At 49.8% G+C, this 15,805-nt stretch carries 7 protein-coding genes; 4 read left to right on the top strand and 3 right to left on the bottom strand.

Annotated features, from left to right (window positions below; translation table 11 throughout):
* Nucleotides 1-164: 164 nt before the first annotated feature.
* Nucleotides 165-743, bottom strand: coding sequence for a single-stranded DNA-binding protein (locus AC4PME_RS13780; RefSeq protein ID WP_491046183.1), 579 nt, complete (start codon nucleotides 741-743; stop codon nucleotides 165-167).
* A gap of 634 nt (nucleotides 744-1,377) precedes the next feature.
* Here AC4PME_RS13780 and AC4PME_RS13775 point away from each other — a divergent pair.
* The 4 genes from AC4PME_RS13775 to AC4PME_RS13760 all read left to right on the top strand — a co-directional run bounded on the left by AC4PME_RS13775 (nucleotide 1,378) and on the right by AC4PME_RS13760 (nucleotide 10,174).
* Nucleotides 1,378-4,017 carry a TonB-dependent receptor gene (locus AC4PME_RS13775; RefSeq protein ID WP_491046182.1) on the top strand — a complete coding sequence of 880 codons (2,640 nt, stop codon included), beginning with the start codon at nucleotides 1,378-1,380 and terminating at the stop codon, nucleotides 4,015-4,017.
* A gap of 101 nt (nucleotides 4,018-4,118) precedes the next feature.
* A complete protein-coding gene (locus tag AC4PME_RS13770; RefSeq protein ID WP_491046181.1) occupies nucleotides 4,119-6,494 on the top strand; it encodes a glycoside hydrolase family 2 protein in 2,376 nt (791 codons plus the stop codon).
* Between the two features lie 19 nt (nucleotides 6,495-6,513).
* Nucleotides 6,514-7,533, top strand: a complete 1,020-nt coding sequence (galE, locus tag AC4PME_RS13765) for a UDP-glucose 4-epimerase GalE (protein WP_491046180.1) — start codon at nucleotides 6,514-6,516, stop codon at nucleotides 7,531-7,533.
* Nucleotides 7,534-7,591: 58 nt separating this feature from the next.
* Nucleotides 7,592-10,174, top strand: coding sequence for a hypothetical protein (locus AC4PME_RS13760; protein WP_491046179.1), 2,583 nt, complete (start codon nucleotides 7,592-7,594; stop codon nucleotides 10,172-10,174).
* 26 nt (nucleotides 10,175-10,200) lie between these two features.
* On the opposite strand, the gene AC4PME_RS13755 is transcribed toward AC4PME_RS13760, so the two are convergent.
* Entirely contained in the window at nucleotides 10,201-12,318 is a 2,118-nt protein-coding gene (locus tag AC4PME_RS13755) for a right-handed parallel beta-helix repeat-containing protein (RefSeq protein ID WP_491046178.1), read from the bottom strand.
* Nucleotides 12,319-12,487: 169 nt separating this feature from the next.
* Nucleotides 12,488-15,112: a TonB-dependent receptor gene (locus tag AC4PME_RS13750; RefSeq protein ID WP_491046177.1), complete on the bottom strand. Its 2,625-nt coding sequence runs from the start codon at nucleotides 15,110-15,112 to the stop codon at nucleotides 12,488-12,490.
* Between the last annotated feature and the right edge of the window lie 693 nt (nucleotides 15,113-15,805).

Here is a 15,805-nt window from a genome sequence, read left to right as displayed (position 1 = left end):
ATCATTGAGCTTTGACAGATATAAATCCAATTGCCATTTACCATTACACCTATCAGATATAATTATAACTGGAATTTTCCGGAGAACAAAAACAACAAACCCTGCAAAAAGCAGGGTTTGTGAGTATGAAGATTTTTGTGTTCTTGTTCAGAACGATGACTTTCCTAGAACGGAATATCGTCATCAAAGTCAAAATCAGGCTCGGCCATAGGCGGCTTGTTACCACCTTGCTGGTTTCCGCCCTGATTGCCACCGCCGTAGCCGCCGCCCTGATTGTTACCCTGTGGACGTTGCTGATAACCGCCGCCCTGGTTGTTGCTGTAACCACCCTGGTTGCCACCCTGATTTCCACCTTGAGGACGTTGCTGGTAGCCACCGCCACCCTGACCGCCCTGACCACCGCCATCGCGGCTGCCAAGCATTTGCATCTGGTCAACAATGATCTCCGTTGTGTAACGGTCCTGACCTTGTTGATCCTGCCATTTACGGGTCTGCAATTTACCTTCAACGTAAATTTGTGAGCCTTTCTTCAGGTATTCACCGGCGATTTCCGCCAGACGACGGTACATAGTTAACCGATGCCATTCTGTACGTTCCTGCATCTGGCCTTGTTGATCCTTCCAGCTTTCACTGGTAGCAAGACTCAGGTTTGCTACGGCGTTTCCATTTGGCATGTAACGAACTTCAGGATCATTCCCGAGGTTACCGACCAATATGACTTTGTTGACGCCTTTCGTTGCCATCGATGTCTCCTGTTAACTCTGTCTTTGTCTGTGACTTATGAATTCACAGCCACCCGCCCCGCACGCTTTTTGCGGATTTCTGGCGGATTTAACGTTGTTGCTCAACGTTGTTCCCTGCCCGTGCAGTCGCTGTAAATTTTGTGATAGTGGGCCAGTATACCTGATTTTTTTCTCTGGCTAAGGGAATATTTTGGTTAAATAAAAGCTGAGGCAGCCAGTTAATTGTCGCACAAGGTTTTTTCCGGATTTATACACCCGCGGCCCCAACCTGTATCTGTGCTGAGTCAAAATTTATCACATGCGGAAACGCTGTCGAGCTGTACTGACGGTCCGTTTTGTTAACCTGACCGGACAGATGTCCGCGAATTAAGTTATTAACATCTAAAGTTAATAATTTTCGCTTTAATGTAATCGTTTTCTCTCCAATAACGGCTATTTTACGGGCAAAAATGGCTTTTTTAGAAAAATTTCACAAGATCTATGGTAAACGTTTACCCATTCATGTTATAAAGTTGTTATTGTGAAATGACAGCAGTCTGTGCCCTACAGTGTCTCGCCTGATTTCTCACAGTACCTACGTGCTCCAACGCATTATTAGGACACGATGAGTAAACGTTTACCCTGAGAGTTACGTATGAATAATAAATTTAAATTAAGCCTGACTGCAGCGGCACTCGCACAATGCCTTACGCTGACAACTGCTGTTGCACAGGAAAACACTGACACAAATACAACCGTTCCTGCAGACGAAACCGAAGTTATCACGGTACGTGGTTTCGGAAGCACGCTGACAAAATCCCTTCAGCACAAAAAACTTGCTGATTCGACGGTAGAGATCATTTCTACTGACGATCTGGGACAACTTCCTGACGTTACTATTACTGACGCACTGGCCCGTTTACCCGGGATCGCCGCTGATCGTGACCGTGGTAATGCCAGCATCATCTCTATTCGTGGTTTGGGCCCGCGCCTGAACCTGGCAACCATGAACGGTCGTGAAATCGTTAGCGGCGAGCCAAGCCGCAGCGTGCGTTACGAGCAGTTCCCTGCCGAATTAATCAGCTCTGTAGAAGTATTCAAAAGCCCGATGGCGAACCAGACAGAAGGGGGTATCTCGGGTCTGGTGAACATGAACTTCGTTGAGCCACTGTCGAAAGACGAGCGTCAACTGACCATCTCAGGCCATCTGATGGACTACCCGCTAGCCGACGACATTCCTACTGCAGATGCACAGGGCAAGCGCGGCAGTTTCAGCATTGTTGAACCTGTGTCTGACACCCTGGGTTTCGCTTTTGGTATTGCCTATCAGGATCAGCCTTCCGTTCAACGTGAAACCACCTCTTATTCCTACAACAAAGTTGTCGCAGAACAAGGCGACGTGAATGACAATGGTATTACTGAAGCCGCTCCCTGGGGTGGTAAGTCAGGCACTAAAGGCGGAAACACTGAGCGTGTAGGCACCATGGGTGTTGTACAGTGGATCCCCACTGATTCTCTGGAAGTGAAATACAACCTGTTCTACTCAAAATTCGATATTGAAGAGCGTGAAGACCAGTTATGGTTTGATGGTTGGGGTAACTGGGCAAACGGCAGCGTATGGAACTACCAGAACTCTGCCACCACACCGGAAGTCATTACAAAAGCAGACGGTTCCGAGCAACTGGTTGCCGGTGGCATGCTGTGGGGCGCACATTCGGTCAATAACGCTACATGGTTCCAGGAAAATGAGCTTATCAGTACAGGTCTGAATCTGGACTGGCAAGGTGACGTGTGGACAGTGAATGCCGATATCGGTTTCTCAACAGCATCAATTACTTCACGTTGGGTAAACCTGACGTCTGACTATACAGGCCCCACGCCTGTTGATATTGGCTGGGATGTTACCGGCGACAGTCTGGCCATCACCTCCGATGTAGATATCAGCAACCCTGACTATTACACCTTAAATGGTATGACGGTAGATAAAGATCGTGAGCTTGAAGATGACATGCTGACGATCAAACTGGACTTCTCCCGTTATATTGACTGGGGTCATGCGACGAAGTTCAGCTACGGCGTACGCTGGTCAGATCGGGAAAAAGACAACAGTGTAATCAGCTGGTGGCAAGGTGTCACCGGAACGGCTGACTCAGGCTACGCCAGCAGCTATGCATTAGGTGGCGGTCTGGTCTCCCCTGACATTTATACTATCAACGACTGGCAAGGCACAGTCGATCAGGCCTTCGGTGGCATTGACGACCGTAGTAATCACGAGCCCACAAACGACGATTTATTTGCCAGCTGGAACCTGCAGGAAACCAATAAAGCCGCTTACTTCATGTTTAACCTCGAAGGCGAAATGTTTGGTGTGCCTTATACGGGTAACGCAGGTGTACGCTACGTACATACGAGTTCTACATCGGCGGGTGTTCAGCAAAATGAAGAAGGCTTTGCTCCGGTATCGGTAGATCACAGTTATACTGAAATCCTGCCATCTCTGAACCTGCGGGTGAGTATCACCGAAGATTCGCAAATCCGTGTGGGCCTTGCCCGTACCATGTCCCGTCCGCCATTGATTGAAATGCGTACCGGCTTCCAGTTAAACACGCAGTCTGAAGTGAAAACAGCTTCAGGCGGTAATCCTTCACTGGACCCCTTCGTGGCTGACCAGATTGACTTAGGCTACGAGCATTTCTTCTCTGAAGATACGGCTTTCACATTCTCAGTGTTCTTCAAAGATCTGAAGACCCATGTGGGCACATCGACTGATGTACTGACACTGGATGGCGTGGACTATCAGTTCAGCGGCCCGGTAAATGGCGACGGTGGTCAAATCCGCGGTTTCGAAGTGATGTATCAGCAGGCATTCTCAATGCTGCCGTCTCCTTTCGATGGCCTGGGTATTTATACCAACTACAGCTTCACCGACAGCAACGTGACAGAATTTACCCCTGCGGAAAATCCGTTACCAATGGGCGGTTTATCTGAACACGTGGGCAGCCTGACATTGTGGTATTACAAAGCCGGTGTTGATGCGAAAGTATCGTACAACTACCGCAGTGAATATACCCGTGTAGGCAGCTGGGAACCCACTGAAATCTACACCATTGACGACGAAGCGACCGTTGATGCCAGCATTTCCTACGAAGTGACTGAAAACTTCAAGCTGATGCTGCAAGGTCAGAACCTGACAAATCAGGTTTCACACACATACTTCGATAACGACCCAAGTCGTGTGGGTAGCTATGTCGAGTGGGGCCGTCGCTACTTAGTCGGCTTCCAGTACTCAATGTAAGGTAAAAACCCGCCGGACCGTCTCAAAGGGTCCGGCGATATTTCCTTTTTCTGCTTTCACACAAATTCGTATACCTAACCACCCGTCAGAGGCTAATTAACGTGATCAACGCTATTCGTCTTACCTGTATTTTAGGGGGGTTGTGGACGCTCACAGCCTGCCAACCTGCTGATCAGTCTTCATCAACAACTTCAACAGCTCCGCAGCAGATTACTGAAAAACAGCAACCTGTAAGCCAGACTATTGGTTTTAACAAAGCCTGGCAGTTTAAAAAATCAAAAGATGACGTTTTACCCGAAGACATTAAAGGTGACTGGGAAAATGTGAGCCTGCCTCACACACCTCAACTTGAACCTGAGGTGGTCAACGATCAATGGCAGGGCACGGCGTGGTACCAGAAGTCTTTCACCATGCCGGAGGACTGGACCGACAAAGAAGTCCTCATTCGCTTTGAAGCAGCCATGAACAGTGCACAAATTTGGCTGAACAACGAAAAAGTGGGAGAACATCTTGGTGGCTATTTGCCTTTTACCCTTGATTTGACCCCATTTTTAACACCCGGTGAAAACCTAATCAGGGTAAAACTGGATAACCGCGATAACCCGGTTACCGGCCCTAAACCCCTTCACCTGCTGGACTTCAACACATACGGCGGCCTGTACCGCGATGTTAACCTGCTGGTTAAAGACAAGCTGATGATTACCGATGAAATGCTGGCACAGGAAGTGGCTGGCGGCGGCGTATTTGTCACCTATCCAAAGGTAAGCGAAGGCGAAGCACTGGTAAACGTTAAGACACAAATTGCGAATCACTATAATGAAGCAAAGTCTTTCCGGCTCACTCAGTCGTTATCTTTCAATGGTAAAACACTGGCTACAGAAACAGAGAGTTACCAGTTATCCGCCGGCAGTGATAAGCACTTTGAGCAGACTCTCAGCGTTAACGCGCCTGCACTGTGGTCACCGGATTCGCCAAGCTTATATACCTTAACCACAACCCTTTCCCGTGAAGGGCAAGTAACAGAAACCCAAACCCGTAAAATCGGCATCAGGGAATTTGCCTTTAACGATAAGCATGAGTTACTGATTAACGGCAAAAAAACCTTCCTCCGTGGCGTTAACCGGCACCAGGAATACCCGTTTACGGGCTACGCAACTTCTGCACAGGCTGACTACCGCGATGCAGTGAAAATTAAGTCCGCCGGTTTCGACTATGTCAGGTTATCCCATTACCCTCATTCACAGGCCTTCATGGAGGCAGCCGACGAGCTTGGACTGGTACTTTTAGACGCGGTGCTGGGCTGGCAGTACTACAACAGCGATCCTGCGTTTGAGGCGCACATTGTGCAGTCTTGCGAAGATTTAATCCGCCGGGACCGTAATTACGCCAGTGTTATTGCCTGGGAATGTTCGCTGAACGAATCGGACATGCCGGACGCATTCATTGCCACCTTGTCAGACACTGTGCATCAGCACTTTCCCGGGGCTTTCTCCGCAGGCTGGGAATATGGTTATGATATTTTTGTTCAGGCCCGCCAGCACCGGTTGCAGCATTATGAAACACCCGGGCAACCGTATATCGTTTCAGAATACGGCGACTGGGAATACTATGCGCAAAACGCCGGGTTAAACCAGGACACCTGGCAGAACCTGAAAGAAGACGAACGGACCAGCCGGCAGTTACTGAACAGCGGAGAACAACGTTTGCTTCAGCAAGCATTAAACCTGCAGGAAGCCCATAACGACAACTTTACTGTGCCCGCGTTTGCCGACGGATACTGGGTCATGTTCGACTACAACCGGGGTTACTCTGACGACATCGAATCCTCGGGCATCATGAGTATCTACCGCCAGCCTAAGTACAGCTATTACTTTTACCGTAGCCAGCGGGACGCCGACCAGCTGGACGCCCGGTACGACAGTGGCCCGATGGTTTATATCGCCAGTGACTGGCAACCTGACTCAAGTACACAGGTACGCGTATTTTCTAACGCTCAGGAAGTCGCGTTGTACCTGAACGACGAGTTAGTAGCAAAACAACAGCCGGACAATAATCCGCTCACAGCGCACCTGGCTCACCCGCCATTCACTTTTGATGTTAGTCAGTTTGAAGCCGGCACCCTGCGCGCAGAAGCCATCATCGATAATGCCGTCGTTGCGGATCACAGTGTCACAACCGCATTAAACGCGACTGGCATCAGGTTAAACATCGACGAGTCAGGCGTTGCGCCGGCAACCGGAGTGAATGACAAGGTGTTTATTTATGCGCAACTCGTGGACGATAAGGGTAATCCCGTATTTGCAAATAACATCACCCTGTCAGCAACGGTTGAAGGCGACATCAGACTGCTCAACCAAAGCCCTGTTGTTACAGCAAGGGGCGAAGGTGCGTTATTACTGGAAATCGGAGATACGCTTAAAGGCGCTACAGTCACGGTTTCAGGTAAAAATCTGAAGCCGGCAACGCTGACTTTCTAACAGAACAGGACTCTACAGAATGCATATTCTTGTTACAGGCGGCGCAGGTTATATTGGTACACATACCTGCATCGCACTTATTGAAGCGGGCCACTCTGTGGTGGTGTTAGACAACTTCTCAAACAGTCACCCTGAAGCGCTGAAGCGTGTTGAACAAATTTGCCAGCGTCCCGTCCCTTTCTATGAAGGTGATGCGGGTGACGCAGACACGTTGAAGCACATTTTCAGCCAGCACCACATTGACGGCGTTATTCATTTCGCGGGCTCAAAAGCAGTGGGCGAGTCGGTAGAAAAGCCCATGCTGTATTATCGCAACAACGTGACAGCCAGTCAGACCCTCATTGAAACGATGAACGATGCGGGCATACACACGCTGGTATTCAGTTCATCTGCCACGGTTTACGGCGATCCGCAGTCAGTGCCGATTTTTGAAGATTTTCCATTAGGGCCAACAAATCCTTATGGCAGAAGTAAGCTGATGGTGGAACAAATCATTCAGGACTTCTGTCAGGCCAGCGGCACATTCAGTGGCATTATCCTGCGCTACTTTAATCCTGTCGGCGCCCACGATAGCGGCAAAATTGGCGAAGATCCTAACGGGATCCCCAATAATCTCATGCCTTTTATCGCCCAGGTCGCCGTTGGAAAGCGTGAGACTCTGTCAGTATTTGGCAGCGATTACCCCACTGCTGACGGTACCGGTGTCCGCGACTATATTCATGTATGTGATTTAGCTGACGGTCACGTGAAAGCCCTTGAAACCCTGCACGGCCAGCCCGGTAGTCACATATTCAATTTGGGGACGGGCAACGGTATCTCAGTGCTGGAAATGGTGAATGCTTATGCCAGCGCCAGTGAACAGCCTGTCCCTTACCAGCTTGTTGCCCGCCGTCTCGGGGATATTCCCTGCTGCTACGCCAACTCAGACCATGCTAAGAAGGTGCTGGGATGGGAAGCAAAACACGATTTGCACAGCATGGTATCAAGCAGCTGGCACTGGCAGTCCGGCAACCCTGACGGATACCAGAACGGAAAATAAAACAGACTGTTATGTCTGTTGAACCGTCGACTATTTGTAACAAGTTCAGAGAAGAGTGATGATGTTTTCACGATTGATATCTAAACAGCGATTTTCTACCACGTTTCTGGCTACCACGCTGTTAGCCGCAATGGTTTCCCAACCTGCTGCTTCAGCGGACGTGAAGCACCCTACCCCGGTTACTGTATCAGACGGCAAACTGCTCTGGGCCAGTGGTGAGCCGGTGTATCTGTTCGGCGTTAACTACAGCGCGCCGTTTGCCTACGGCTATCGCGCCATTTCCCGCCGTGGCATTGACCATAAAGCGGCTATCGATATGGATGTGGACCATATTGCCCGTCTGAAGCTGGATGCATACCGGATCCACGTCTGGGACAAACTTATCACAGATAAGCAGGGCAACATGCTTGATAACGAATATGTGGAACTGTTCGATTATCTGATGATGCGCTTGCAGGAAAGGGGTATCAAAGCCATTTTGACGCCAATCGCCTGGTGGGGAGCCGGTTATCCGGAACCCGATCCTTCCGAGCCGGGATTTGCGGTGGGTTTCAGCAAAAACGATATGAACGAAAAGCCTGAGCTGATAAAAGCCCAGCAACGCTACCTGACTCAGTTTATGGCCCACAAAAACCGTTTTACCGGTAAAGTGATTGGCAGTGACCCTGATATCATCGCTTTTGAACTGTTCAATGAGCCGAAGCACCGCCAGGCCCCTGAAAAAAGCGCTGCTTACGTTAATACCCTGTTGGCGACTGTCAGAGATACCGGTGTTACCAAGCCACTTTTCTATAACCTGTCAGAACAGGGAAATCAGCCGGATTTTGCTGAAGCGATTTGTAACAGCAATGTGGATGGTGTTGCATTTCAGTGGTATCCCACAGGCCTGCTGAAATACAGTGCACTGAATACCAATGTACTGCCTTCAGTGGCGACTTACACCAATCCTTTTGCAGATATTGATGCCTGTGCATCCAAAGCGAAAATGATTTACGAGTTTGATGCCGCTGATGTGACCCGCAGTGTCATGTACCCGGCAATGGCCCGTAGCTTCCGTGATGGCGGATTCCAGTGGGCGACCCAGTTTGCTTACGACCCTGCTGCAATAGCCGATACAAACTCCGACTACAACACCCACTTTTTGAACTTGCTGTACACGCCCTCCAAGGCCATCAGTCTGATGATAGCCGGTGAAGCATTCCGTTCATTGCCGGACGATTATCAGGCGCCAGCCTATCCTGAAAGCAACCAGTTTGGTGATGTCACACTGTCATACGACCAGGACCTGAGTCAGTACGACGACGGACAGCAATATTATTATTCTAACTCTACCACGCAGGCTCCTGGGGACGCTGAACGTCTTACTCATGTTGCCGGTGTGGGCAGCTCGCCGGTGGTGAGCTACAACGGTTCGGGGGCGTATTTCCTCGATAAACTGAGTAACGACCAGTGGCGACTGGAGGTGTATCCGGATGTCCTCACATTGCAAGATCCCCATCAAAATTCAAGCTTACAACGTGAAGTAGCCCGACTTTACTCCCATTCGCGTGAGTTTGATGTGTCCCTGGAGGGCCTTGGGAGCACCTTCTTCGTCCACGGTCAAAACAAAGATAATACTGTCAGTATTCAGGCTGAAGATGGTAAATTCGCCGTTTCACCCGGCATCTATTTGCTGTCGGCAAACAAAGATGCGCAACCGGTTAAAGATACGCAGTTCCTGTTACCCGCGCTCACCACGAAGACAGCTATGGTTGTGCACCAACCTCAACGTAAGCGCAACGTAAACGAACCACTGACTATTACTGCCAGCGTAGAGGCTATCAGTGCATCACCATCGGTTACTCTTCAGCTTCGCTACGAGGGCTATAACGCCTGGGAATCCATCCCGATGACATCAACGGACGGCGTTACCTGGCAAGCCAGTTTGCCTGATGACAAAGCATGGCAAAAACCCGGTAAACTTGAATACGCCATTACTGTGGAAGACAGCGGCGAAGTGTGGACATTCCCCGGCAAGCAAAAAGGCAAACCGCAGAACTGGGATTTTCTGAATACCGCGTTTTATCACACCTTACTGCAACCGGAAAATACGCCGGTCACACTGTTAGACCCGGCCAGAGACCGCTCAACATTTATCGCGCCTCAGGACACCGTCAGCTGGCCTGCCAGTTCGGCAACACAAGAGGGCGCTACGGTGGTCCTCAACGTGTTTGATGAAATGATTCAGCAGGGCGGTCCGCTATTGCGTACCGATCTGGCTGTGGGCAACCGGCTGACTGACAGGAAGCTGGATGACTACGATGCCGTTGCACTTCGCGTGCGTGCTTCAGGCGGAAGTGACCGCTTGCAACTTGGCTTTATCGCCAACGATGGTCTGGCTTACGGCACAGACTTCCCGGTCAGCAAAGAATGGAAAACACTGGTGATACCGCTGTCTGCCTTTAAACCGGTTCCGCTGTTATTCACCCGTGCCTATCCCACATTTATGCCTGTAACAGCAGGCCCGTTCGAGCAGGCACCGCTGTCCCTGAATGCCATAACCGGTCTGCAGTTCTCGTTGCCGCCTTTAAAGCGGGCGCCAAAATCCGGTTACCGTGGTATTGAGTTAGGAGAGATTGCCCTGATTAACACGGACAACTAACAGGACATGACCCGGCAGTCGCCGGGTCATATTTCATCCCCGCCCTGTATCAGCGCTATGTGTCTGAAGTGGATTTTACCGGCTTGCGGCGTGGCGTCATTATCGAGAATAAATGTCAGGTATTGATAATTACCTGCTTTGAGATACTCACCTACCGGTATAACCAACCGTTGCCAGCCGTCCTGTTCGCTCAGATCATCAACAAGATGACCGTATGATTGCGAACCACCGAAGCTTAATATCACGCCGGGTCCCTGCTTTAAATTGGTATCCAGGCCTAACGCGGCAATTTCCGCCGGACCTTCAATTTTAACTGTCGCGACCAGCCGGCTGCCAGCGTCGACAATGAACTGCCCTGCGATTTGTTTCCATGCGTTACCGGATAACGTTAATGTTGAACCATCATCGCTTATAGTCATTCCGCCATTGACGGTGTCATCCTGTTTCGCATCGTAGCTTGCCGGTGCAAACTTATTAAAATTGAGCATTTCCTCAAGTAACACATGGCTGAAAGACAGGTAAGGAGCCGCGCCGGTCACCGGGCCGGTTTTTCCGGTGATCAGTCCGCCTGCGAACTTCGAAAAATTAGCAACGGTGAGACCATCAGCTATGTTCAGGGTTTTCGGCGCTGCCTGTTCAGCCAGTGACCGGGCAAAGGCGGTGTTTAGCTTAGTTGAGTCGGCAAAAGGCACAGTTATGTCAGCCTGAAACCGCTCGCTGGCGGTATCCAGATTAAACAGGTAATTACCTGTGAAGACACTGCGGACATCGAACTTTTTATCAAGAATGCTGAAGCCGGATACGTCTGTCGCCGGACCGGTGATAATCACATTGTTCATCGCGTTTACCCAGAACCCGTCATCACCCTGGACATAAGATGCGGTGATACCGTTTCCTGAAGAATAAACGTAGTTGTTGAACAGGTTAACCTGTCCTTCAGGATTAGATGACACGCCGCCGGCCTTGATAGCTGCCCACATCATACCGCGCTCGTCGCCCATGCTGTGAACGGTGTTATGAAAAATATAAGACGGTCCGCGACGCACCGGCGCAATACTTATTCCGCCATAACCGTGGGAAAAATCATTGTTGTAAACCAGTACGTTGTGCTGACCACCATCCAGTTCGATAATGTCGTCGTTGGCGTAAGCAAACGTGTTGTTATATATCGCCGAGTCCCGGATGAAACCGCCATCGCTGTTGAGATTAAACCGGCTTTCCACCACATCATTAAAGCGCACCTCATCAGTACCGGTGAAGGTATTGTTGCGTATTATGATTTGCCCCTGAAAGGCTTCCTCCGGATGGTTGGCGAAAGCAAGGAAAGCATTGGTGCCCTTGGGATGGCCGTTACCCCAGTGGTTTGCGCCAAATACCGGGTCATGCACATAGCAGTTTTCTACGGTGATCACGCCACTGCGACGCATGAAGAAGGCGGAATCGTAGTTAATCTGCCGGCCCCGGTCGTCATAAGCGATGCCTTTGCGGTACTCTGCCGGGCGTCTTCCCCACTGAGAAATGTCGCATCCGTTGACCCAGATATGATGTGCTTCTTCTGCAAAGAAACCGAGCTGACCGCCCTGCGCAATGGTGATGTCTTCGAAATACACATAACTTTGCGCACCGATGCGGATGGCCGAAAGAGCATCCTCCGGGGCTACGATGGGTGTATTAAGATCGCCTTTAATCATGGCCCATGCACCGGGCGCACCTTCGATACCCAGCGCTTCTACATCCAGCGTACCGCCCTGATAAATATCTTTCAGATGATATATCTTCTGAGGGTCCACCGGCGGCTTGTCAGCCCGGGTATAGAAGGAATCTGTATACAAACGGGTTCCGGTATCATCTGTCACACTCAGCTCAATGTCATAGTGTGAAGACGGCTTCAGGTACACTACGGCACCGGATAACGAGCCATTAACAGGGTCAAAGTAAAGCGGGTTAGCATCCTGCCACTGCGTAGTACCAGCTTCACGGAAACGAAGTGTATTGTCAGCACCTGCGGACTGTCCGGGCAATTCTATCCCTGCAGATTCTATTAATGGCGTAATTGTGAGTTGTTCAGGCAGTGGCTCATCAGCACCGGCGCGGGCACTCAGTACAAAGCCGGTCAGAAAACATAACGTCAGGATACGACACATAATTGCCTCGCAAGTAAGAATAGTCAGGGGAAAACAGAACGTACGAACAGTACCGGTGACTATGCTACCAGCGGAAAGAGTTATTTACACATTAAATTGTTTGATAAATACACAATAAAGAGAAGAAGAGGCTGGCTAAAGCCAGCCTCTCTGCCTGATTGACCGGATATCAGAAACTGGTTCTGACACCGAGAGTGTAGCGGGCTCCATCATCGATTAACTGTACAAACTGCTCTTCATAGCGGCCATGACGGGACAAGGTCTCCCCGGTCACGTTGATGCCTTCAAAGAACACCGTGAACGACTCGTTGATGTCGTAGCTGGCTGACACGTCAACCTGTCCGTAGGTTTTAGTGAACCGGGGCTCGGTTCCACCCAGCGGGCTTACCAGATCCTGCATGAACGCTTCACGGTTGTTATACGCCACACGCGCCTGCAACGGCCCCTGCTCATAAAACAGGATCAGGTTCTGGGAGTCGCCCAGACCTTCAAGGGCAAATACCTGGGTGGTGTCGCTGGCATCCAGAGATGCATCGCTGTTTACAACCGTGGCATTCGCCTGAATACCAAACCCGTTTTCAAACGTATGGAGCCACGCCAGTTCCAGCCCGTTTACGTCAGCAGTTTCGCCGTTTCCGGGTAAGCGCACGTTGAAGTCATACTGACCGCTTTGCAGGTTCAGCGTTTGTGTTTCCACTGTCGCAACAATGAAATCTTCCACTTCCTTAGTGAATGCTGCCACTGCCAGATAGCTGGTATCGGCGTAGTACCACTCCAGAGAGAGATCCATGTTGGTGGATAAAAAGGGCTTAAGACGGGCATTTCCTGATTCTGCCTGAAGGTTACCCGGACGAGTTACGGTGACATTAAACGCCGGCACCATGTCGCTCATGGTGGGCCGTGTAAGGGTTTCAGAAAAGCCGACCCGCAACATCAGGTCGTCTGTCAGCTCCATGCGCGCATTGATATTCGGCAGAATGTTCGAGTAGCTGTTCGACTCGCTGATGGGGACACCTTCGTCAGTCGCGTATACATCGCTGTAGTCTGACGGATCATTAGGAATGGGCAATACATCCAGTAATTCACGGCCATAACCGCCCACCGACGTATCTGTCTGACTGAACCGTAAACCGAAGTTGATATCCACCGGCATATCTGAAATCAACATGCTGAAATAGAGCTGGGAATACACACTCAGTACTTCTTCCTGCACACTGAAGGAGTTACTGCCTATGGCAGGATTATTGATACTCTCGGCATCAATGAGTGCCCGCACTTCTTCCGGCGTTTGTCCCGACGCTTCCGATATCTGCTGTACCGCTTCGTCAGAAATAGCGTACTCGAAATAGGCCTCCGGATCGTAAGTTATCCACTGCTGACTGGCCTGCGGGAAAAAATTCTCTGCGGTAAAAATGCTCAGCAAAGAATCCGGAATATCATACTGGTAGCCGCAATAGATGCTGCACAAACTGGATGAAACACTGTTATTTTGCTTCTGCCGGTCCTGGTAGTACACGCCAAATTCCATTTTTGCGAATGCATTGTTGGAGTCCGGCAGCCAGGTAAAATCAGCCCGCATTTCATCAATGGTATCTTCTACGTCAAAACCTTCGCGGTTGGCAACGTGCAGACGTCCCGCAGCGAAGTCCTGCAAAGCGGCATCGCCGCCGTCAATAGTGATCACAGGTACGCTGCCGGAGTAGTCAATGCTGTAAGCGTTGTTGTAACCCACCACGTTAAAGTTATTGGCACCACCGCTGGCATTTTCGGCTTTTGACGTCGAAATGTCGAAATTTGCCGTAAGGTAATCGGTTACATTCCAGTCCAGATTAATGCCGTATGCTTTGATTTCAACATTTCTCGAGAAGCTGCTGCTGATAAAATCTGTGGCACCACCAACACCGTCAACCAGGGTGCTGTCGAGAGAAACCACACTGCCATTTTCATTAAATACCAGGTTGTCCAGGTTACTGTCAGACAACCAGTGCCCTACACTCGTGGCGCTGGAATCCACTTCAAATTTGGAATACAGGCCGTCAACTTTCAGGATCATATTGTCCTGCAGCGCGTACTGCATCACCAGGTTTCCGCTGGTACGCTGACGGTGAGCAAAGTCCACCCGCTGATCATAATTCTGCGGAATATAGACACCATTAAATTGTGCTGAATCTGCATAGGCCGGATTATCCCGTTCCGAACGGTTGGTCAGACTCACATTGGGACGCCAGTAATTAGACTGCAATGTATTGTTCTGTGCTTTACGTTCCTGATAAGAAGCAGCAAATAAAAGTCCGAGGCGGTCATCGAGGAAACGGTTAGTCAACAGTCCGGATACCTGCGGCGTGATCTCCTCAGACAATTCTTCATACATACCCTTGGCGCTGGCGGCACCGGCAAAGCCTTCGAAGTCAAACGGCTTCGCGGTTGTTACATTCACAGTAGCTCCAATACCGCCTTCCTGCATGGAAGCGACAGGGCTTTTATACACATCAGCTCCGCTGATCAATTCGGCAGGCAGGGTGTCAAAGCTGAATTCCCTGCCCTGATTTTCTGTCGCGATCTGACGGCCATTCACCAGGACGGTATTAAATTGCGGACCAAAACCCCGGACCGTGATGAACTGGCCTTCACCGCCGCTACGGTCAATAGCCACACCGGTAATACGTTGCAAAGATTCCGCCACGTTCTGGTCAGGAAACTTACCCAGGTCTTCTGCTGAAATACCATCAGAAACCACATCTGCGGCTTTCTTATTCAGCATGGATTCTTTCAGTGAGTTTTTAAAACCTCTCACTTCAATCACCTCAACCCCTTCTGCCTCTTGAGCGAATGATGGTGTGAGGTGCAGAGCAGCAAAGACCGCGAGCCCGGTTCTAGATAACTGTCGTAAAGGATTTAAATAAAATGTGTGTGAATTCGATGGTGAAGATGTGCGCGTCAAAATTCGCTCTCCTTATAGTATTACCCTCGTAAAACCGAATCACGAATACAAAAAGCAACAGGAGAAGCCTGAACATCTATGCGAAACCACTTTTGAAACATCGCAACATCCATACTGCGGACGACCAGCCTTTCCTCCCCTCTTCGTGATACTACGTACAATTTCAGCGGGCGGAATCTGTCACATCGGGTGCCCGGTAATTGCCGCACCGCGCTGTGACTTTCTGAATCAATTTTCAAAAAGCAAAAAAAGGTAAAACGTTAACCAGAAAGCCGTGTTCTCTGCACCTCAGCATGGTTTACCTGTTGATATACCAACCGGAATACAGGAATAACGTTCACCCTGTCTCGCTGGGATCCACTTATACGGGAAAGCAAGTTCAGTGTAAATAAATTGTAAAACTTAATTATTTAAGTTTCACTTATGAAACTTAGATTAACTTTAAATAAACATTAAATTTAAGTGGCTTTTGGCCCTAATAATTTCTGATAGCACAAAAATGTATGGTCCGCCTCGTTATTGCAACAGTAAATGTCGATAACGGGG

It is taken from the genome of Alteromonas sp., from assembly GCF_984505615.1.
This window is presented reverse-complemented; position numbering and strand designations above follow the sequence as displayed.

Excerpts from the sequence above, each read along its gene's own strand:
- AC4PME_RS13755 (WP_491046178.1), bottom strand. The coding sequence starts at position 12,318 with ATGTGTCGTATCCTGACGTTATGTTTTCTGACCGGCTTTGTACTGAGT.
- AC4PME_RS13780 (WP_491046183.1), bottom strand. The coding sequence starts at position 743 with ATGGCAACGAAAGGCGTCAACAAAGTCATATTGGTCGGTAACCTCGGG.
- galE (WP_491046180.1), top strand. The coding sequence starts at position 6,514 with ATGCATATTCTTGTTACAGGCGGCGCAGGTTATATTGGTACACATACC.
- AC4PME_RS13760 (WP_491046179.1), top strand. The coding sequence starts at position 7,592 with ATGATGTTTTCACGATTGATATCTAAACAGCGATTTTCTACCACGTTT.
- AC4PME_RS13775 (WP_491046182.1), top strand. The coding sequence starts at position 1,378 with ATGAATAATAAATTTAAATTAAGCCTGACTGCAGCGGCACTCGCACAA.